Origin of the sequence: Marinobacter oulmenensis (genome assembly GCF_014201735.1) — a bacterium.
Taxonomy (GTDB): domain Bacteria; phylum Pseudomonadota; class Gammaproteobacteria; order Pseudomonadales; family Oleiphilaceae; genus Marinobacter; species Marinobacter oulmenensis.
The window spans coordinates 83,378-103,329 of the sequence record NZ_JACHFE010000003.1; the positions used below are offsets into that span (position 1 = coordinate 83,378).

A 19,952-nucleotide genomic window follows, 5' to 3' on the forward strand; every position below is an offset into this window, starting at 1 on the left:
TCTATAATTCAAAAGCCTTGTGCGGAGGGCTTCCCATGGAAAGCAATCTTTTTCACCTGCAGTACGCGATAGACACCTTCTATTTCCTGGTGTGCGGCGCATTGGTCATGTGGATGGCAGCAGGTTTTGCCATGCTCGAATCCGGCCTGGTGCGAGCCAAGAACACCACCGAAATCCTGACTAAAAACGTAGCGCTCTTTGCCATTGCCTGCATCATGTACCTGGTGTGCGGTTACGCCATCATGTACGGCGGTGGTTTCTTCCTGTCCGGCATTGCTGACGTTGATGTTGGCGGCGTTCTGGGCGATTTCGCCAGCCGTGAAGGCGGCTTCGAGGGTGGTTCCATCTACTCTGCAGCTTCCGACTTCTTCTTCCAGGTTGTCTTCGTTGCGACCGCCATGTCCATCGTCTCCGGTGCCGTGGCCGAGCGCATGAAGCTCTGGGCATTCCTGGTCTTTGCGGTTGTCATGACCGGTTTCATCTACCCGCTCGAAGGCGCCTGGACCTGGGGTGGTGCTGACGTGTTCGGCATGTACAACCTGGGCGACCTTGGCTTCAGTGACTTCGCCGGTTCCGGCATCGTACACATGGCCGGCGCTGCTGCCGCCCTGGCAGGTGTCCTGCTGCTGGGTGCCCGTAAAGGCAAATATGGCCCGAACGGTGAAATCCGCGCCTTCCCGGGTGCCAACATGCCGCTCGCGGCTCTGGGTACCTTCATCCTGTGGATGGGCTGGTTCGGCTTCAACGGTGGCTCCGTCCTGAAACTGGGCGACGTTGCCAGCGCCAACTCTGTTGCCATGGTGTTCCTGAACACCAACACAGCTGCAGCCGGCGGTGCCATCGCTGCCCTGATCACTGCCCGCGCCATGTTTGGCAAGGCCGACCTGACCATGCTGCTGAACGGCGCCATTGCCGGTCTGGTGGTCATTACTGCTGAGCCGTCCACACCGAGCGCGCTGACAGCCACCATCTGGGGCGCCCTGGGCGGTATCCTGGTTGTTCTGAGCATCGTTACCCTGGACAAGCTGCGTATCGATGATCCGGTCGGTGCCATCTCTGCTCACGGCGTCTGCGGTCTGCTGGGTCTGCTGCTGGTACCGTTCACCAACGACGGCGCAACCTTCAGTGGCCAGATCATCGGTGCCCTGACCATCTTCATCTGGGTATTCGTTGCCAGCCTGGTTGTCTGGGCGATCCTCAAGGCCGTCATGGGCATTCGGGTATCCGAGGAAGACGAGTACGAAGGCGTCGACCTGTCCGAGTGTGGTATGGAAGCCTATCCGGAGTTTGTTGGCGGCAAATAAGCCCCAACAAAAACCGGGAAACAAAAAAGGGGTGCCGGCAACGGCACCCCTTTTTTATCACCTTTCTGTCAGGCCGGGGCTGTGACCCACCCCGACCTTCAGCCTTCCTCCGGCCGCACCTCATCCTCCAGGGCATCCACCATGAACTGCGGCATCGCCAGGGCGCCGTTGTGAACCCCACTGTTGTAGTAGCGGGTGACAAACGCGCGGTTGTCGGCGTCCTCCTCACGGAAATACATCAGCGGGTTTTCCTTGCTGCCCAGGGTGCAACTCCACCAGCCAGTGGGATAGACCGGTTGCGGGAACGGCAGGGTGCGTACCTGGGTCAGGCCCGCCTTTCGCATATCGGTATGAATATCCCGGATGATGGTGTCGGTATGCAGCAGGGGCGATTCACTCTGCTGGACGATGATGCCGCCTTCCCTGAGGGCCAGCATGGCGTCGCGATAGAAATCCAGTGCGAACAGACCTTCAGCGGCGCCAACCGGGTCGGTACTGTCGACGATGATCACATCCACGCTGTCAGGCTCGATATCCCGGATCCACTGGACACCGTCGCCGAAAAAGAAGTTGGCCCGGGGGTCGTCGTTGGCCTCGCACAGCTCCGGAAAGTACTTCTCGGAAGCGCGGGTGACCCGTTCGTCGATCTCGATCTGCCAGGCCTCCTCCACGTCGGGATGCCGGAGTACCTCGCGCAGGGTACCGCAGTCACCACCACCGATGACGACCACCTTGCGGGGCTGGCGATGGGTGAACAGTGCCGGGTGCGTCATCATTTCGTGGTACAGGAAAATGTCACGGGATGTGAGCATGACACAGCCGTCGAGCACCATCAGGTTGCCGAAGGTCTCGGTTTCATAGATTTCAAGCTTCTGGAACGGGGTCTGTTCCTCATGGAGCTTGCGCTTTACCTGGAGGGAAAAAGCCGTACCCTGATCCTGAAACACCTCAGTGAACCAGCCTTCGTTCAATGCCGTCATCTCTGTCTCCCAATGGTTGCCTGAATGGCGGTGACCGGCCTGTTGAAAGGCCCGTATTGTAGGGTCACCGGTCACCTCCTACAATGCGCCTGTACCCTGCCCGCCTATTTTTCAGGATAGCAACAATGCCAGAGTCCGTGCCCGCTGCCCACAAGGTCTACAACATCGCTCACTGGAGCGATGGCTACGTCTCGGTCACCCCCGACGGCGACGTGGAAATCCGCCCAGACCGCGGACAGGGCCCGGCCCGGATCAGCCTGCCGGATCTGGCGGCCCGCCTGCACCGGGAGGGCATCGCCCTGCCGGTACTGGTGCGTTTCACGGACATCCTTCACGACCGGGTCAACACCCTGTGCAACGCGTTCAACCGCGTGCTCGACGAACAGGGCTATACCGGCCACTACACCGCCGTCTACCCGATCAAAGTGAATCAGCAGCGCCGGGTTGTGGAAGAACTGCTGGCTGCAGAGCCGGCCGGCGCCCGCGGTCAGGTCGGGCTTGAGGCCGGCAGCAAGCCGGAACTGATGGCGGTGTTGGCCATGGCGCCCCAGGCGGGGTCGGTGGTCGTCTGTAACGGCTACAAGGACCGGGAATACATCCGCCTGGCCCTGATCGGCCAGTCCCTGGGCCTGCGAGTATTCATCGTGGTGGAGAAACAGTCCGAGCTGCCCCTGATTCTTGAAGAAGCCAGCAAACTGGGTGTATCCCCGCTGATTGGCGTGCGGGCGCGCCTGGCAACCATCGGCAAGGGTAACTGGCAGAACACCGGCGGGGAAAAGTCGAAGTTTGGCCTGTCTGCCAGCCAGGTGCTGGATGTGGTCCGGACACTGGAAAACGCCGGCGCCCTGAATTGCCTGCAACTGCTGCACTTCCACCTCGGCTCCCAGATCGCCAATATCCGCGACATCCAGACCGGCTTGCGCGAATGTGCCCGCTTCTACACCGAACTGCACGCCCTCGGCGCCCCGGTGGGCACCGTCGACATTGGCGGTGGTCTGGGCGTGGACTACGAAGGGACCCGCTCCCGCAGCAGCTGCTCGATGAACTACAGCGTGGCGGAATACGCTTACAACGTGGTTCATGTCATGCAGGCGGAGTGCGACCGGCTGGGCGCCCCCCACCCGAATCTGATCAGCGAATCCGGCCGTGCGCTGACAGCCCATCACTCGGTTCTGATCACCAATGTCATTGACCGGGAAACGCCGGTCCGGCAGCAACCGGTCGAACCGGATGAGGACGCCCCGGCGCCACTGAAAGACCTCTGGCGGGATTTGGCCAACCTGGACGACATGAGCTCCGGGCGTTCGCTGGTCGAAATCCACCATGACGTACTTCACGCTATGGCGGATGTCCATGCCCAGTTTGCCCACGGTTTGCTGTCATTGTCCCACCGGGCACACGCCGAAACCCTCTACATGAACTGCTGCCGTCAGCTCCGCGGGCAGCTGGATGCCAGTAACCGGGCCCACCGGGAAATCATTGACGAGCTCAACGAAAAGCTGGCCGAAAAACTGTTCGTCAATTTTTCCCTGTTCCAGTCCCTGCCTGATGTCTGGGGCATTGACCAGATTTTTCCGGTCATGCCCATCAACGGACTGAACCGCCCCCTGACCCGGCGCGCGGTGATCCAGGACATCACCTGCGATTCCGATGGCCGGATTGATCACTACGTGGATGGACAGGGCATCGAAACCACGCTGCCATTGCCGGAGCACCGGCCGGATCAGCCCCTGCTGATGGGCTTCTTCATGACCGGCGCCTATCAGGAAATCCTCGGCGACATGCACAACCTGTTCGGCGACACCCACTCGGTGGATGTCCGAACCAACGATCAGGGTGATTACGACATCAGCGAGAGTTTTACCGGCGATACCGTTGCCCGGGTACTCCAGTACGTCAACTTCCAGCCCGCCGCTCTGCTGGAATCCTACCGCCGGAAGTTTGCCGCCAGTAGCCTCGATGGCCCCCGCCAGCAACAGCTACTGGCAGAACTGGCAGCAGGCCTGGAAGGGTATACCTACCTGGAAGACTGACAGCGTTTCGGGAACTTTTTTCATTCCGGAGCGATCCACTTATTGCAGAGGCACGTAATCGACTTAACTGACAAAACAGCGATGAGTGCCTAGAATGATTGCCACAAAAACCCGCTCACATCACGTGACTGTCAAGGAGCGTCCGGTGACCACACTGGATCAGCAACCGGCAAAGTCCGAGGGTCGAAAAGACCCCTGGGGCGCCCTGCTGGAACGCGTCGGCAAACATCAGGACAGAGAGGCCTACCAGGCCCTGTTCAAGCAGTTTGCACCACAGATCAAGTATTACGCCATTTCCAACGGACTGGCGAGCCATGCCGAGGAACTGGTGCAGGAGGTGTTCATCTCGATCTGGCGCCGTTCCTGTCTCTATGACTGGCGCAAGGCAGCGGCTTCCACGTGGATTTTCACCATCGCCCGTAACCAGCGCATCGACATGCTGCGCAAGATGCAGCGGAGCAGTGCCGAGATGAACGTCGAAACCGAGGATCTGTGGCAGATTCCCGGTGACAATGAGAACGATCCGGTCACCTCCCTGCACCGTCTGATGTCCGAGCGTCGTATCCGGGAGTCACTGAGCCACCTGCCGGAAGAGCAGATCACCGTGATCGCCAAGGTCTACATGGAACACAAGTCGCACCAGATGGTCGCGGACGAGCTGGGCATTCCTCTGGGTACCGTCAAAAGCCGGGTTCGCCTGGCACTGAACAAACTGAAAGTGATTTTGCAGGATCAGAACGTATGACAAGGCACCATCCTGACAGCCTAACTCTGATGGAGTACAGCGCAGGTAATCTCAGTGAGGCCCGTGCCCTGTGTATCCGTCTGCACCTGGACCAGTGCCCCCACTGCCGCAGCCGGGTGGATACCCTGGACAGCCTCGGCGCCGTGATGATGGATCACCAGCCAACTGTCTCCGTGGACGACGGCAGCTTCGAACAACTGATGGCCCGCATTGATGCCGGCCCCGAGATGGCATCCCCGGTGGCTTACAAACCGCGCCAGAACCCGCTGCAGAAACTGCTGGGACAGGACATCAATGACCTGCCGTGGAAGCGACAGCTGGGCGATGTCAGCGTGCTGGACATCACTGCCAAATTCGGCGACCGCAGTGAACAGGTTGTGCTGCAGAAACTGTCGGCCGGTGGCAAGGCGCCAGCCCACACCCACCGGGGTGACGAAACCACGATTATCCTTCAGGGCGCGTTCAGCGATCAGAACGGCGTGTTCAACCAGTGGGACTTCGTCTGCCTGGATCACAACGATGAACACCGCCCGGTTGCGGTCGGACACGAGGACTGCATCACCCTGTCGGTGTTGAGCGCCCCGCTGAAGCTGACCGGCACCTTTACCCGGTTTCTGAATCCGTTTATCCGGTGATCGCCGTGATCATTCCTATCCCTCCCGTTACATGACGGCCTGCCTCATACAGGCAACCCGGCCATCTGGCTCAACAAACTGCGGCCGGTTGCCCGCCGGGAAGCGGGCAACCGGGAGACCGTAGTTCTGCTTTAGCCACACTTTATTTGCCAAACCTTGGCCGGGCGCGGGGTGAGTCAGGTAAAATTCCCCTTTGAATTCTTTTATCCATGACCGGCGAATGCACACCCATGACGACACCCGATCAGGCCAACGATGATTTCAGTTTCCGCTTCGGGGGTATCGAGCGGCTTTATGGCCGCGAGGGGCTTGCAGCCTTCCGGCAGGCCCATGTTGCCATCGTCGGCCTTGGCGGTGTCGGCTCCTGGGCTGCCGAGGCCCTGGCCCGAAGTGGTGTGGGCACGCTGACCCTGATCGATATGGATGACATCTGCGTGTCCAATACCAATCGTCAGTTGCATGCCCTTGAGGGGCAGTATGGCCGTACCAAGACAGACGCCATGGCCGAGCGCCTGCGGGCCATCAATCCGTCAGCGGATATCCGGGTGCATTTCGAGTTTCTGACCCCTCGCAACGTTCAGGAACTGATCCCCCCCGAAATGACCGGCGTGGTGGACGCCATCGACAGCGTTAAGGCCAAGGCTGCACTGATCGCCCACTGCCAGCGGCAGAAAATCGCGGTGGTATGCGCCGGCGGCGCCGGCGGCCAGATGGACCCCACGCAGATCCGTGTGGCCGATCTCAGCAAGACCACCCAGGACCCGCTTCTGGCAAAACTGCGTAACATGCTGCGCCGTCACTACGGTTTTTCCCGCAACCCCAAAAGGCGCTTTGGTGTGGAAGCGGTATACTCTCTGGAGCAGCTGACCTACCCCGACGCCGATGGTGGGGTCTGTCAGCAGAAACCGGCCACCGATGGCCCGGTCCGGCTGGACTGCGCCTCCGGCTTTGGGGCCGCCAGTCCGGTAACCGCCAGTTTCGGATTTTTCGCCGCCGCCCGGCTGCTCAACCGCATTGCCCGGCGCGCCAACCCGTAATCAACGACACGGAAACTCTTCATGCCCGCAAGCATTGCCTTGATCCTGGCCAGTATCGGTGTCATTTCTCTTTTCTGTCAGTGGCTGGCCTGGCGCTGGCGCATGCCGGCCATTCTGTTTCTGCTGGCTGGCGGCATCGTCGCTGGCCCGGTCACCGGCTTCCTGCAGCCTGAGGCGGTTTTCGGAGACCTGCTGTTCCCGGTGGTATCCCTGGCCGTAGCCATTATCCTGTTTGAAGGCAGCCTGACCCTGCGCGCCGAAGAAATCCGGGCCCATGGCCGCATGGTGCGCAATCTGATCCCGGTCGGCACCGTTGTAACCTGCCTGGTCGGCACCCTGGCGGCCCGCTGGATTCTGGATACCTCCTGGGAAGTCGCGCTGCTGTTCGGTGCCATTTCGGTGGTTACGGGGCCGACGGTGATCGCCCCTCTGCTTCGCGCCGTCCGCCCTACCTCCACCATTGCCAACATCCTGCGCTGGGAAGGCATCATCATTGACCCTCTGGGCGCCCTGCTCGCGGTCCTCGTCTTTGAGGGCATCCTGTCCTGGGGCCAGGGCAACGTTTTCGGGCACGCCGTCTATATCTTCCTCAAGACGGTTCTGGTTGGCTTCCTGGTCGGTGCGGGAGCGGGTTACCTGAACGGCCTGGCCCTGCGCAAGCACTGGATACCCCAGTACCTGCACAACGCCGGCACCCTGACATTCATGCTCGGGGTCTACGCTCTGTCCAACGAACTGGCCCATGAGTCCGGACTGCTGACGGTCACTGTCATGGGCATCTGGATGGCCAACATGAAACAGGTGCCCATCGACAGCATCCTGGAATTCAAGGAATCGCTGAGCGTTCTGCTGATTTCCGCCCTGTTCATCATTCTGGCAGCCCGGGTCGAGTTCACCGCCATTGCCGAGCTGGGCTGGGGCCTGGTGGGCGTTCTGGCGTGCCTGATGCTGATCGCCCGGCCGGCAAGCATCTTTCTGTCGGCCATCGGCACTTCCCTGAACTGGCGGGAAAAGCTCTGCCTGAGCTGGATCGCGCCCAGGGGCATTGTGGCCGCGGCGGTGTCGGCCCTGTTCGCGTTTCAGCTTGAACGGGCCGGCTATGAGGAAGCGGGCATTCTGGTACCTCTGGTGTTCATGCTGATCATCACCACGGTAACCCTGCAGAGCCTGACAGCACGGCCGGTGGCGCGCCTGCTGGGAGTCCAGGAACCGCCCGCTCACGGCTTCCTGATTCTCGGTGCCAATCAGGTGGCCCGGCGCATTGCCCAGGCCCTGAAGAAACACGACATCCCGGTCATGCTGACGGATACCAACTGGGAAAACGCCCGCCAGGCCCGGATGGAAGACCTGCGCGTCTATTTCGGCAACCCGGTGTCCGAACACGCCGCCACTCACATGGACCTGACAGGCATCGGCAATCTGCTGGTGCTGTCGCCTTACAAGCAGCTCAACTCACTGGCGACCTATCACTTTCTGGACTGGTTCGGGGAAGGCTCGGTCTTCAGCCTGGCCGAGGGAGACCAGGAACAGCGGGCACGTCTGCAGACTGCGGGCAAGGTTCAGCGCACCCGCGGACTGTTTGATGGCGTCAGCTACGCCAAGCTGGCCAGCCTGGTCAGCCAGGGCTATACCATCAAGACGACCCAGTTGCGCGAGGAATTCAGCTACGAGCAGTTTCTGGCACGGCACAACGGCCAGGCCCTGGTACTGTTCACCATTGATGACCGGGAGCACATCCATCCGATCCGGGATATGGAAGACCTGAAACCCGGCCCCGACTGGCAACTGATCAGCCTGGTGCCGCCCCAGCCCCAGAAAGAGCGTGAGGGCGTCAGTCAGGAGTCCCGGGAGGCCTCCCAGAAGAGCAGTTGATCAGCGGCAGTCGAGTACCAGCTTGCCACGCACATGGCCGCCCTCAAGCTTTTCATGGGCGGCACTGGCCTGATCCAGAGGAAAGCTCTGGTCGATGTGGACCTTGACCTCGGCGCCTTCGATCAGCTCGGCGATCTCATCCAGATGAAAAGCATCCGGGCGGACGGTCATGCCGTGGGCCCGCAGCCCCATGGCTTCGGCTTCGCTGACGATGTCGTCGGCGGTCACTGTGGGGATGGTCACCAGGACGCCGGTCTCGCCCAGGGTGTGCAGCGAACGTTTGCCGGTCTCGCCACCCACCAGGTCCAGGACCACATCCAGGCCGTAACACTCATCCACCACATCCGTGGTGTGGTAGTCGATGACTTCATGAACCCCCAGTTCCGCCAGGAAGTCGCGGTTGGCCGCCGAGGCGGTGGCAATCACATGGGCACCGCGGGCCAGGGCAAACTGCACGGCGAAATGCCCCACTCCGCCAGCGCCGGCGTGCACCAGCACTTTCTGACCCGGCTCCAGGCGAGCCACCTCAAACAGCCCCTGCCATGCGGTCAGCGCAGCCAGCGGAATGCCGGCGGCGGTCACCAGATCCAGCTCATCCGGCACGATGGCCAGTTCGTCAGCCGCGGCCACCGCGTATTCGGCATAGGCGCCACCGCCGGCCGGAAAGCCGATCATACCCATCACCCGGTCACCAGGGGCCAGGGTGGTGACGTCTTCGGCCACAGCCACAATCTCACCGGCGGCGTCGTAACCCGGGGTCCAAGGCAGGTGGCTCTCGATCTGCCGGGCGGCAAAGCCCAGCCCCTTGCGGGTTTTCCAGTCGATGGGATTCAGCCCCGCGCCATGCAGGCGCACCAGCACCTGCCCTTCCGCCGGCTGGGGTATCGGAGATTCCGACAGGGTCAGCACGTCCCGGTCGCCAAAGCGGTCGTACTCAATGTGACGCATCACGCTCGGTTGGCTAGCAGCAGATGATTCCATGGGTCTCTCCAGAAGGTGTGGGCGATGGCCAGGAGGCCGGCATCAATGGGTCAGACTAGCAGATAATGGGGGCGGTCGTCTCAGCCTGGAAAGCCTCGCCCGCCGGTCACCATGGCCGATGACAGAATCCGTGCGAACTCCGCCGGCGCCCGCGAGGGGCGCTGGGACCTGAGGTCAACACAGGCGTGGGTGGACAGGGCCCGCAGCAGCGTGCGCCCATCCGCGGGCCGTATCAGCTGGAACTGGCGGGCAGACCGGAAGCGCCCGTCCCAGTCCGTCAGCCAGGTCCCCAGCACCAGCTCGTCGCCGGCATTGGCCGCCATCAGGTAATCCACCTCGGTGCGGGTAATAGCCATGGCTTTGCCCGTCTGTTCGTGCAGTGCCCAGGTCATGCCCAGCGAATCAATATGGGCCCAGCTGACGTCTTCCAGCCAGCGGACATAAACCACGTTGTTGGCGTGACCCAGGCGATCGGTATCGTCCGGGCGAACGGTGATGGTCATGGTAAAAGGATCCGGCAGATCCCAGTTCAGCGATGGCTGTTCGCTCATGGTTGTTCTCCCAGGCCGGGGATGGCTTTGAAAGGCAGCCAGCCGATCCGGTCCTTGTGCAGTGAGCCAAAATACAGGCCATCCCGGACCGGGGTCACCGACGTCAGTGCCCCAAGGTGGCTGCCCCGGGTATCCTGCAGGCTGATCAGTGCCTTGCCCTGGTCGTCGTAGGCCACCACAAGGCCATAACTTTTCGGTTGCGGACGCAGGCGCTCAGGCAGCTTCGCCACCAGGTCTTTGAGCCAGGGACTTCCATGCATGGCATCAATGCTCCGGTCCCGCAGCGCGGGAAAGGCTACCCAGTAACGCCCGTCGCTGTCCACTGACAGATTGTCCGGAAATCCGGCCAGGTTGGCGGCGAACACCTCCGCCTGGCCGGCCCTCGGGCCGGTGATCCAGTATTTGAGAATACGGTACTTCCAGGTTTCGCTGACCAGGGCGTAGCTGCCATCGGGGGAGACCACCACACCATTGGCAAAATGCAGGTTGCCGAGCAACACTTCGGTTCTTCCCGTGGCCGGATCGTAGCGCAGAAGACGACCGTGAGGGCGCATCTCCAGCAGGTCAAAGGTATAATCAGACAGGGAAAAACGGGAACTGGCATCGGTGAAATAGATCCGGCCATCCGACGCCACATCCACATCGTCGGTCAGCCGGAAGAGGGTGCCCCGGGCCTCCCGGGTCAGCGTGGTGATATCACCGGACGGGGTCACAGACAGCAGCCCCCGTTCGGCATCCGCCACGATCAGGTTGCCCTGGCCATCAAACACCAGCCCCAGGGGGCGACCACCGGTTTGCAGCCAGCGATCGGTCTGACCGGACGGCAGGATCCGTACAATCCAGCCATCGGCGGTACCGGTGTAGACCGTGCCATCGGACGCCACGGCCACATCCTCGGGAGCCGATACCTGCCCCCGGGCCAGCAACTCGGACAGGCGCAGGCGCTCATTCGGTGCCAGGGTACCGGTCATTGCCGGCGGTGCCGGTGTCTTCCAGGCCTTGCTGTCAATCGGTGATGGTGTGAGCAAAAAGCCCCCCAGCAGAACAAACACCACCAGCAAAGCCATCAGAAACCATTTCATCATGAGCGCCAGATCCGTTTTCGCGGGTTGGGTACGCTTCCATTGCGGAGTCTGTTCACCATACCAGAAACGTCCTAGGGACAGGATGCCTCAAGGAACTGCCGGCACAAAGCGGCGAACGCTTCCGGCTTCTGTGCGTGCAGCCAGTGACTGGTGTCTTCCAGGACCTCAAGTTCGGCGGCCGGGAACAGACGCTTGATGGCGTCCCTGTGTTTGTCCTGGATATAGGCGGAGTCCGCCCCCTTGATGAACAGCACCGGCCCTTCGAATGGCCCATCACCCTCCGGAGCGGCAGCGAGATTGTTGTAACAGCCGCCCAGAACCGGCAGATTCAGGCGCCAGCGGAACAGATGCCCGTCTCCGGTCTGCTGGTCTTTGGGAATACGTTCAAGGTTTTTAAGCAGAAACTGGCGGACGCCGGGTTCCGGCACGTATTCGGAGAGTTGCTGTTCGGCTTCCCGGCGGGACTTCACCCCGGCCAGGTCCAGGGTTTTCATGCCCTCAAGCTCGTTGTCATGCCGGGGATGGTAGGTCACCGGCGCAATATCCGCTGCAATGATGGCACTCACACGCTCCGGAAAGGACAGCGCCACCTGGAGGGCCACTTTGCCGCCCATGGAATGGCCAAGGATACTGGCCCGGTCGATGCCCTGACTGTCCATGTAAGCCACCACGTCCGAGGCCATCGACGGATAATCCATGTCATCGGTGTGAGGTGAGCTGCCATGGTTCCGGAGATCCAGCGCATGGATCTGCCAGCTGTCCTCCAGTTGCCGGGCGATGATTCCCAGATTATCCAGGGAACCGAAAAGTCCGTGCAGTACGATCAGTGGTTCTCCGTGACCACTGACGCGATGATTCAGTTCGACACTCATGGGCCGAAAGCCTCCGGTCAGACAGTTAAAACGGCTACAGTACCAGTCCCAGTAATAGAGGCAAGGTTTTGCGCTGGCCCGGGCGATCCGGTAAAAAGACGGAACCATCCATGCAAATAACTGCGGGGCCCTACCCATATGACCGGCAACCTGACCCTGCTGGCGATTCCCCTTGCCCTGCTCTACCTGGCCGCAGCGGGCTGCATCTACCGCATCCTGCTCAGCTACCGGACCGCACAGGGAGCCATCGCCTGGATCATCGCCCTGATCGGGCTGCCGTATCTGGCGGTGCCCCTGTTCCTGCTGTTCGGACGCCACCGTTTCGGCGGCTACGTCAAGGCCCGGCGAATGGGGAACCGGGCGTTAACCAGTCTGCTGGACCGCTTTGAAAGCCAGAGCACCTCCATTCCCCACCCCGGACAGGAGGCTTTCAACAACGACCTGCAGGTTCTTTCCCGCCTGGGCCGACAGCCCTTTACCGGCGGCAACCACTGCACGCTGCTGCGGGATGGTGAAGCGGCATTCGAAGCCTTGTTCAATGCCATGGAAAACGCCACACACTACATCCTGCTGGAATTCTACATCGTCCGCTCGGACCGGGTGGGCCAACGGATCAAGTCGATTCTCGAGCGCAAACTGGCCCAGGGCGTCCAGGTCTGGTTCCTGTATGACGACATCGGCAGCGTTGCGCTGTCCAGGCGCTGGCGCAAGGAGCTGTCTGAAGCCGGTGCCCGCATGGCCTCGTTTGGCAACGGCAATATCCGCCGGCGACGCTTCCAGATCAACTTCCGCAACCACCGTAAGCTCCTGATCTGTGACGGCCGCGTGGGCTTTGTCGGCGGCATCAATCTGGGGGATGAGTACCTGGGCACGGCCATGGACCAGGAACCCTGGCGCGACACCCACTGTCGCGTTGAAGGTCCGGCAGTGACCGGCCTTCAGCTCGCCTGGCTGGAGGACTGGAACTGGGCCAGCGCCGTCAAGCCGGAACTGGACTGGTCTCCGGTGTCCGAGCCGCCAGGCGACGAGGAGGTTCTGATTCTGCCCACGGGGCCGGCCGACACCTGGGAAACCTGCACGCTGTTTTTCCTGAACTGCATCAACAACGCCCACACCCGGATATGGGTCGCCTCACCCTATTTCGTGCCGGATTTCCAGGTAATGAATGCCCTGCAACTGGCGGCCCTGCGGGGGGTGGACGTGCGCATCATGATCCCCGAAAAATCCGACAGCCGGCTGATCGGACTGGCTGCCTACTCCTATCTGGTTCAGGCCTGTCAGGCTGGTGTCGGCATCTATCGATACCAACCCGGCTTCATGCACCAGAAGATCATCCTCGTCGATAACCGCTATGCAGCCATTGGCACCGCCAACATGGACAACCGTTCCATGCGGCTGAATTTCGAGATCAGCGCCATCAACACCAGCCAGAGATTTATCAATCAGGTGGACACCATGCTCACAGAGGATTTCGGCAGCGCCCGACTGATGACCGAAAGCGATTACAGGGACCGTTCGGTGGCGTTCCGTCTTGGCTGCCGCGCGGTCCGGCTGTTGGCACCCCTGCTGTAACCAACACCCTTGTCCGGACGTATCAGTAGAACAGCTGGGTGAAAGAGAAACCAATATTCACGTAGGCCGCCCAGTCGTCCTCGTTGTTGTAGGCCCCAGCGAGCTGGACTGGGCCAAGGAAGGTATCGACACCGGCAAACAGGCTCCATGAGCGCACCAGGCCGGACCAGGTGGCGTCATCGACACTGTCCCAGGCATTACCGGTTTCGAAACCAACGCCGGCAAACCAGGGCATCACTGGCCCTCCGAATTCACGCCGGGCATACAGCGACATCAAGGCCGCATCGTTACCGGTAATGGCCCCGGGCGCATAGGCTGACAGACGCCGGAAACCACCCAGTCGGGCGGCATTTTCGATCCCGGCTTCCCCCCGGGTCACCTTGCGGGCCCAGGCAAGCCCGGTGAAATTGAAGCGTTGCCAGCTACCGGTTCCCAGCAGCATGCCTTTGAGGGCATCAAACTCCCGGTCCGAGCCTAGCCCCTCGCGCTCCATCCGCCCACGAATACCCGCGAATGCGCCCCGCTTGGGATAGAAAGCATCACTCAGGGAATCGTGCACCAATTGCAGCTTGAGGTAGCCCTGATGAACATCATCGTCCGGCACCACGGCCTCACCCAGAGCATCGTCCACCGTGGCAATGCCCCGGACATAACCCAGCCGCACTTCGCCACTGCCACCCAGTTCCATACCCAGGGCCAGATCAACCTGCCGATAGGTGACATCGATCTCGGCCACCCGCTCGCCGTTTTCGTACTGGCTGTAATCGTTGCGTCGGTATTCCACACCGGCAACCGCAAACCGGTCATAGCCATAATCAAGCGGCTGGTACCACTGGCTGCGCACCCACGGCTGGGTGCCCAGTTGCAGGCCGGTCTGCCACTCGGCCCCCAGGCTGTTGAGTTCGGTCATGCGCAGACCGGAAGCCAGATTCAGGCGGGTGTCGCCGTCGAAGTTGTCCTCGTAGTTAAGACCGAACGCCAGATAGTTGGGCCCCCAGCTTTTCTCCCGGGCCTGGATCACCAGTACCGGCCCCTCATCCGAGGGGGCCACTGACCAGGAGACATTTTCATAGTAACCCAGGCCATAGATCCGTTTCAGGTCCTCCTCCAGTTGGAGAATATTGAGCACCTGCCCCTCGCGCTGACGGATACGTTCCCGGAGAAACCTGTTCGCCAACTGGTTATCCTGGCGCAACTCGATCCGGGCGATCGGTCGATTGTCCCAACTGCGGGTGACCAGACCAGATCGCCACTGGTCCCAGTCGTCGCGGGAAACCGCCAGATGGCTCATCGCGACCGCATGATCCCTGGTGGCAGAAGCACCCAGTTCAAACAGCTCGGGCCCATCGTAAAAATCGGCAGAGGAGTAGCCCTCCAGGTCCGGCCGGATCAGGACATCCTCTTCATCGAGCAGTTCCAGTTGCCGTTCTGTGTTGCGCCGCGTCAGGAGGGTGGTGAGCTGGCCGACGACGGTGAAGGCCTCACGCATGTCCTGACTGGACATCAAAGGATCGGTGATGTCCACGGCAATCACTACATCGGCTCCCATGGACTGTGCCACACTGACCGGCAGGTTATTGGCAACGCCCCCGTCCACCAGCAGGTGACCATCCCGTTCCACCGGGGCATAGACGCCGGGAATGCTCATGCTGGCCCGGATCGCCTCTGACAGATTGCCCTGCCCGATCACCACGGGTTCGCCGGTTTCCAGATCGGTGGCAACGGCCCGGAAAGGAATCGGCAAACGGTCAAAATCATCCACCAGAGCAGCATTCCGGGTCAGCTCATTGAGGATGAACCCCAGGTTCTGGCCAGCGATCAGGCCGCCTCCGAGGTGAAACCCGTTGCTGCTCACACCCAGCCCCGGCACCATCGGCAGCCGCCAGTCATCCTGTTTGCGGCGCACCGGTTTGAAAGCCCGGCCCGGATCGTCACGAAAGCTCGACAGCCAGTCCAGTTCCAGAAACCGCTCTTCGATCTCCTCCACCGGCATCCCCGTGGCATAGAGCGCGCCCACCGCCGAGCCGGCGCTGGTGCCGACCACCAGATCCACCGGAATACGCATCTCTTCAAGCACCCGGAGGACGCCCACATGCGCCATACCTTTGGCGCCACCGCCACTGAGCACGAGACCGACCGTGGGACGCTGGGATTCAGCCGCCTGCCCCGGCAGACAGAACAGGAGGGAAGCCAGGGCAAGAACAAGGGTATGAGGCAGGCGATTGATGTCAGGATTCCTTCTGGTTGTCGTTGGCATCATCCTTCAGGGAAAGATGGGACACATCAGGCACCGCCGGTGGCGGCAGATCACGCGCAACACCAATATCCGAACCGGCAGGCGCCAGGGACCAGTCGTCGAGATGTTCGAATTCCGGGGCAGCCACGTCCTCCGGCTCCACCAGCGTCACTCCCGCCGGGTCCAGCGAAAGACCGGAACCGGCCAGAATATCGTCCACCCGTTCACCTGCCAGAGACAGGCGGTCGCCGGGCTCAACGTCGGGTACCTGGCCACGGGCCACCGGCTGAGAGGAGGACGTCGTCTCAGAGGGAGCCGGAGACCCGGCCGAATCTCCGGCGGGACGGCTCTGGGAGGCCGGCTGTGTTGGCGTTTCCGGACGGGCTTGCGGCGGTTTTGGTGGCGTGGTTCCGGCCATCGGCTGGATATAGGCCACCATGCCATGCTTGCGCATGACCGCCTCGTATTTTTCCGCCTGAACCTGCTCAAGCCGGTTGCGGATCACCACCGGCTGGCCGCTGAACATCCGGTCTATCTGCTCGACACTGGCCTTGAACAGGTTACGTGCGTTGTCCCTGGCCACTTGTGGATCGGTCCCCGGTGTACACTCGCCTTTAAACACAAGCTGGTACATGCCATTTCCCCGTCTCATTTTCCGATTTCCAGCATCCATCATAGCGGAAAAGCGCAACCAGATCAGACCCTGCAACGAGGGACTGGCTTGGCCTTGAACCGTCAATTATTGCAAAAATTTTAAAAACAGCTTGAAACCTGCAGCGCAGAGCGACACTCTCTGCCATAATTCCGACATAAATCGTTACAGGATGTAACGGAAGCCAGTGACGGACCCGCTGGAGAGGCCTATGCGTATCCGATTCTTTGCCCTGATCACCGCCATTACCTCCGCGATTGCAGCCAGCCCGGTACGCGCGGAAAACATCGACCTACTGATGAGCCAGGTATTTGCAGGCGCCGAGGTTACCTATATCGGCTATGAAAGCGTCGAACGCCAGGACATTCCCGAAGCCGCCACTGTGGACCGGAAATACCTGATTGTGGACTTCCGTTTCCGCAACGAACAGCCCAAAAACGAACAGCTTCAGGCCAGCGTACACAAAGCCTGTATGGCCTTGCTGCGCAACCGTGAACTAATCCGTAGCCTGTCGGATTCTGGTTACGACATGGTATCGGTCGCCTTCGACCGTCGCTCCCAGTTCGACTGCCTCTGACACCCGCCGTCTGTTGTCCGGTTACCCCCGACCCAGCAGTCGGGGGAAAGCGTCCAGGGCACTGTTGACCGCATCCAGATTGAACGCCTCGATATCCGCCAGCAGTTTTTCAGCATAACTGACCACCGAGGATGACCGGTGGTGCTCGCCCCAGGCCAGTACACGCTGGGCGAAATCCTTCATCTGCTCCGGGTCGCCACTCTCACGCACGTCCTGCCATTCGTTGCCAAAGTCATCCGCCAGACGCTCGCGCAACCAGCCCCGCTCCTGCATGCTCATGGTCTGGGCCAGCAGGCGCTCCGACTCCTGCGGACCCTGGTCGTCCTGGGCCTGTTCTACTGTAGCTTCCACCCTTGGCAGGGTGACCGTAAAGGTGGAGCCCGCCTCCTGCTCGCTCTCCACCGTTAACTGTCCGCCCATCATTTCCACCAGTTTACGGGTGATCGCCAGCCCCAGCCCGGTGCCACCGTAGCGACGGGAACTCTGCCCCTCCTGCTGTTCAAAGGCCTCAAAAATACGTTCCTGCTGATCCGGCGGGATGCCAATACCGGTGTCGGAGACCGTCACCTCCAGCCGATAGTAACGGGTGTCGGTATCTGCCGTGCGACCTTCCTCCAGCTCAGTAGCCCTGGCACGGACCGTCACGCCCCCCTCATGGGTGAACTTGATGGCATTGCCGACAAGATTGAACAGAACCTGGCGCAACCGGGTTTCATCCAGCACCATCGCGTCCGGCATACCGGAAACCACGCTCACTTCCAGGGTAATCCCCTGCTCAGTCGCCCGCAGATCGAAAATATGCCGGACATCGCTGAGCAGCCGGCGCACCGATACCGGCGCAAAATCCAGACGCATCTTGCCGGCCTCGATCCGCGAGAGATCCAGAATGTCATTGATCAGCATCAGCAGACTGCGGCTGCCGGCGCGGATGGCATTGAGGTAGTTGCGCTGCTGGGGCTCGGTGACCGAGTTGTAGAGCAGATCGCTGTAGCCGATGACGGCGTTCATCGGGGTGCGGATCTCGTGCGACATATTGGCCAGGAACTCACTCTTGGCTCGGCTGGCGCCTTCGGCCTCTCGGGCCAGCCGTTCAGCTTCCAGCTTGGCGGCCCGAAGTTCGTCCTCACTGCGGCGGAGCGCGTTTTCCGAACGGATGCGCTCATCCACTTCCAGTGAAAGCTTGCGGTTCCAGTACAGGAAAATGAGCACCACCAGAACGGCAATCATGATGATGCGGCGCACAACGGTGTAATCCGCTTCCTGCTCGATATCCAGATGAATCCAGCGGTTGTAGATGGCCTCAGTCTCCTCCGGCCGCAGCCCACTGAGGGCCTTGTTCAGGATCCGGTGCAGTTCCCGGTCGGACGTTCTCACCGCCAGCCTCAGGTCGTATTCGTAGGGTGTGATACTGGTAATCCGGAGGTTCGACAGACCCAGCCGGGCCACGGTGTAGCTCACCGCCGGTATATGGGTCACCATGGCATCCAGATCGCCATTGGACAGGGCCAGAAGGCCATCCTCAACCGTCTGTTGTGGGTACAGATCCAGGTCAGGATGATTGATCAGCAGGTAGTCATGACTGGCGTGGCGGTTCACGACCCCGACACGTTCATTGCGTAACTCCCGAAGGTCACCAATAAACCGGCCGGTATCACGGATAACCAGGGCAATGGGTACGGTGACATAGGGCCGGGTGAACAGGAACGACCGCTCACTCCTCGGGGTTCGGGAAATCCCGGGGATAATGTCGATTTCCCCGTTCTGCAGCATTTCCTCCGCCGAATCCCGGCCATTGACCACGATCCGGTTGAAGCGGATGCCCAGATCCTGCTCCAGACGGTCCAGCAGGTCAGAGACCAAGCCGGTAGGACCGTTATCCCGCTCAAACTCGAACGGCGGCCAGTCGCGACGTAACCCGACGGTAAGACCGGGGTGTTTTTTCAGCCATTGCTGATCCGCCTCATTCAATTCCAGACTGTCGGTGGTCATCTCCACCGGCCGGGTTTCCAGCCAGGACTGACGGATCGTGCGGTGCTCCGTGGGGCTGAGGGCGGTAACCGCCCGGTCGAAGACCCGGAACAGCCGCTCTTTGTCAGTGGGCACCTGAAGCACCACGTCCACAGGCTCATCCTCCAGAACCAGCGCCAGCCCGATGCCCTTGATCATCGCCGAATCCAGATAATCAGACACCACCGGAACCGGCCCGAGGAACGCATCCGCTTCGCCGGAAAGAACCTGGCTGACCGCCTCCCCCAGGCTGTCCACCGTCACCGGAGTGAAGCTTTCCACCGAATCAAGCAAGGGAAACTGATTGGGGTCATTGGCCACAATGGCCACCTTCATCGACTCCAGGTCCGACAGACTGCGGATGACGACATCGCCGGCGCTGACAAACACTCCGTAGGTCAGTGTCATCAGCGGTTCGGTATGACGTACGCCAGGAATAACCGGTGACCCCGGGATCCGGGTTGTCAATAGAATATCCGGTTCACCTTCGGTTTCCGGGGTATCATCTGAGAGGTAGGCATTGACCGGAACCGAAAGCTTGCCCGAAAGCCGATCCAGGTAATCCACCCAGATACCGGCCAACCCTTCCTCCCCGGCCTGGAACACCAGCGGTACCTGATTATGCTGGATGTCCACCCGGAAGCTTTCCTGACCGGACAGCCAGACAAGATCATCGGCGTTCAGTTGAGGTCCGGGCGAACTCTGGGGAGGGTCCGCCAGCACCTGACCTTGAAAAAGCAGCAAAAGCAGGCAATACAGTAGGTGTGAGCGAGAGGTCACGGGTTATCCTCAGCAGGTTGTCCGGCATCCCGC

General features: G+C 61.0%; 16 protein-coding genes. 8 read left to right on the top strand and 8 right to left on the bottom strand.

Features of this window, described 5'->3' with window-relative positions:
• Nucleotides 1-35 precede the first annotated feature (35 nt).
• Complete coding sequence (locus tag HNR38_RS06645; protein WP_183701074.1) at nt 36-1,304, top strand: ammonium transporter; 1,269 nt, start codon at nt 36-38, stop codon at nt 1,302-1,304.
• 98 nt (nt 1,305-1,402) lie between these two features.
• On the opposite strand, the gene speE is transcribed toward HNR38_RS06645, so the two are convergent.
• The gene (gene speE / locus HNR38_RS06650; RefSeq protein ID WP_183701076.1) at nt 1,403-2,284 is read right to left on the bottom strand and encodes a polyamine aminopropyltransferase; all 882 of its coding nucleotides are present in this window, start codon (nt 2,282-2,284) and stop codon (nt 1,403-1,405) included.
• 125 nt (nt 2,285-2,409) lie between these two features.
• Between speE and speA the strand changes: the two genes are divergently transcribed.
• The 5 genes from speA to HNR38_RS06675 all read left to right on the top strand — a co-directional run bounded on the left by speA (nt 2,410) and on the right by HNR38_RS06675 (nt 8,606).
• On the top strand, nt 2,410-4,317 hold the full coding sequence (gene speA / locus HNR38_RS06655) for a biosynthetic arginine decarboxylase (RefSeq protein ID WP_183701078.1): 1,908 nt from the start codon (nt 2,410-2,412) through the stop codon (nt 4,315-4,317).
• 145 nt (nt 4,318-4,462) lie between these two features.
• Nucleotides 4,463-5,062 (top strand): sigma-70 family RNA polymerase sigma factor, encoded by a 600-nt coding sequence (locus HNR38_RS06660; RefSeq protein ID WP_183702005.1) that lies wholly within the window; start codon nt 4,463-4,465, stop codon nt 5,060-5,062.
• The gene (locus HNR38_RS06665; RefSeq protein ID WP_183701080.1) at nt 5,059-5,697 is read left to right on the top strand and encodes a ChrR family anti-sigma-E factor; all 639 of its coding nucleotides are present in this window, start codon (nt 5,059-5,061) and stop codon (nt 5,695-5,697) included. Before HNR38_RS06660 ends, HNR38_RS06665 begins: the two co-directional genes overlap by 4 nt.
• Nucleotides 5,698-5,927: 230 nt before the next feature.
• Nucleotides 5,928-6,734 carry a tRNA cyclic N6-threonylcarbamoyladenosine(37) synthase TcdA gene (gene tcdA / locus HNR38_RS06670; RefSeq protein WP_183701082.1) on the top strand — a complete coding sequence of 269 codons (807 nt, stop codon included), beginning with the start codon at nt 5,928-5,930 and terminating at the stop codon, nt 6,732-6,734.
• A 21-nt stretch (nt 6,735-6,755) separates the two neighbouring features.
• Nucleotides 6,756-8,606, top strand: a complete 1,851-nt coding sequence (locus HNR38_RS06675; protein ID WP_183701084.1) for a cation:proton antiporter — start codon at nt 6,756-6,758, stop codon at nt 8,604-8,606.
• Here HNR38_RS06675 and HNR38_RS06680 read toward each other — a convergent pair whose 3' ends face one another.
• The 4 genes from HNR38_RS06680 to HNR38_RS06695 all read right to left on the bottom strand — a co-directional run bounded on the left by HNR38_RS06680 (nt 8,607) and on the right by HNR38_RS06695 (nt 12,095).
• Complete coding sequence (locus HNR38_RS06680; RefSeq protein ID WP_183701086.1) at nt 8,607-9,587, bottom strand: NADP-dependent oxidoreductase; 981 nt, start codon at nt 9,585-9,587, stop codon at nt 8,607-8,609.
• Nucleotides 9,588-9,667: 80 nt separating this feature from the next.
• Nucleotides 9,668-10,138 carry an acyl-CoA thioesterase gene (locus HNR38_RS06685; RefSeq protein WP_183701087.1) on the bottom strand — a complete coding sequence of 157 codons (471 nt, stop codon included), beginning with the start codon at nt 10,136-10,138 and terminating at the stop codon, nt 9,668-9,670.
• Nucleotides 10,135-11,220 (bottom strand): SMP-30/gluconolactonase/LRE family protein, encoded by a 1,086-nt coding sequence (locus HNR38_RS06690; RefSeq protein ID WP_183702007.1) that lies wholly within the window; start codon nt 11,218-11,220, stop codon nt 10,135-10,137. The genes HNR38_RS06685 and HNR38_RS06690 overlap by 4 nt, the downstream gene beginning before the upstream one ends.
• 74 nt (nt 11,221-11,294) lie before the next feature.
• Nucleotides 11,295-12,095: an alpha/beta fold hydrolase gene (locus tag HNR38_RS06695; RefSeq protein ID WP_183701088.1), complete on the bottom strand. Its 801-nt coding sequence runs from the start codon at nt 12,093-12,095 to the stop codon at nt 11,295-11,297.
• A 138-nt stretch (nt 12,096-12,233) separates the two neighbouring features.
• Here HNR38_RS06695 and cls point away from each other — a divergent pair, with 138 nt between their 5' ends.
• Nucleotides 12,234-13,667: a cardiolipin synthase gene (gene cls, locus HNR38_RS06700; protein WP_183701089.1), complete on the top strand. Its 1,434-nt coding sequence runs from the start codon at nt 12,234-12,236 to the stop codon at nt 13,665-13,667.
• 22 nt (nt 13,668-13,689) lie between these two features.
• Here cls and HNR38_RS06705 read toward each other — a convergent pair whose 3' ends face one another.
• Nucleotides 13,690-15,924: a patatin-like phospholipase family protein gene (locus tag HNR38_RS06705; protein ID WP_183701090.1), complete on the bottom strand. Its 2,235-nt coding sequence runs from the start codon at nt 15,922-15,924 to the stop codon at nt 13,690-13,692.
• Nucleotides 15,896-16,537, bottom strand: coding sequence for a hypothetical protein (locus HNR38_RS06710; protein ID WP_183701091.1), 642 nt, complete (start codon nt 16,535-16,537; stop codon nt 15,896-15,898). The genes HNR38_RS06705 and HNR38_RS06710 overlap by 29 nt, the downstream gene beginning before the upstream one ends.
• Nucleotides 16,538-16,766: 229 nt before the next feature.
• Here HNR38_RS06710 and HNR38_RS06715 point away from each other — a divergent pair, with 229 nt between their 5' ends.
• Complete coding sequence (locus HNR38_RS06715; protein ID WP_183701092.1) at nt 16,767-17,132, top strand: hypothetical protein; 366 nt, start codon at nt 16,767-16,769, stop codon at nt 17,130-17,132.
• Between the two features lie 21 nt (nt 17,133-17,153).
• Here HNR38_RS06715 and HNR38_RS06720 read toward each other — a convergent pair whose 3' ends face one another.
• On the bottom strand, nt 17,154-19,919 hold the full coding sequence (locus HNR38_RS06720) for an ATP-binding protein (protein WP_183701093.1): 2,766 nt from the start codon (nt 19,917-19,919) through the stop codon (nt 17,154-17,156).
• Nucleotides 19,920-19,952: the final 33 nt, after the last annotated feature.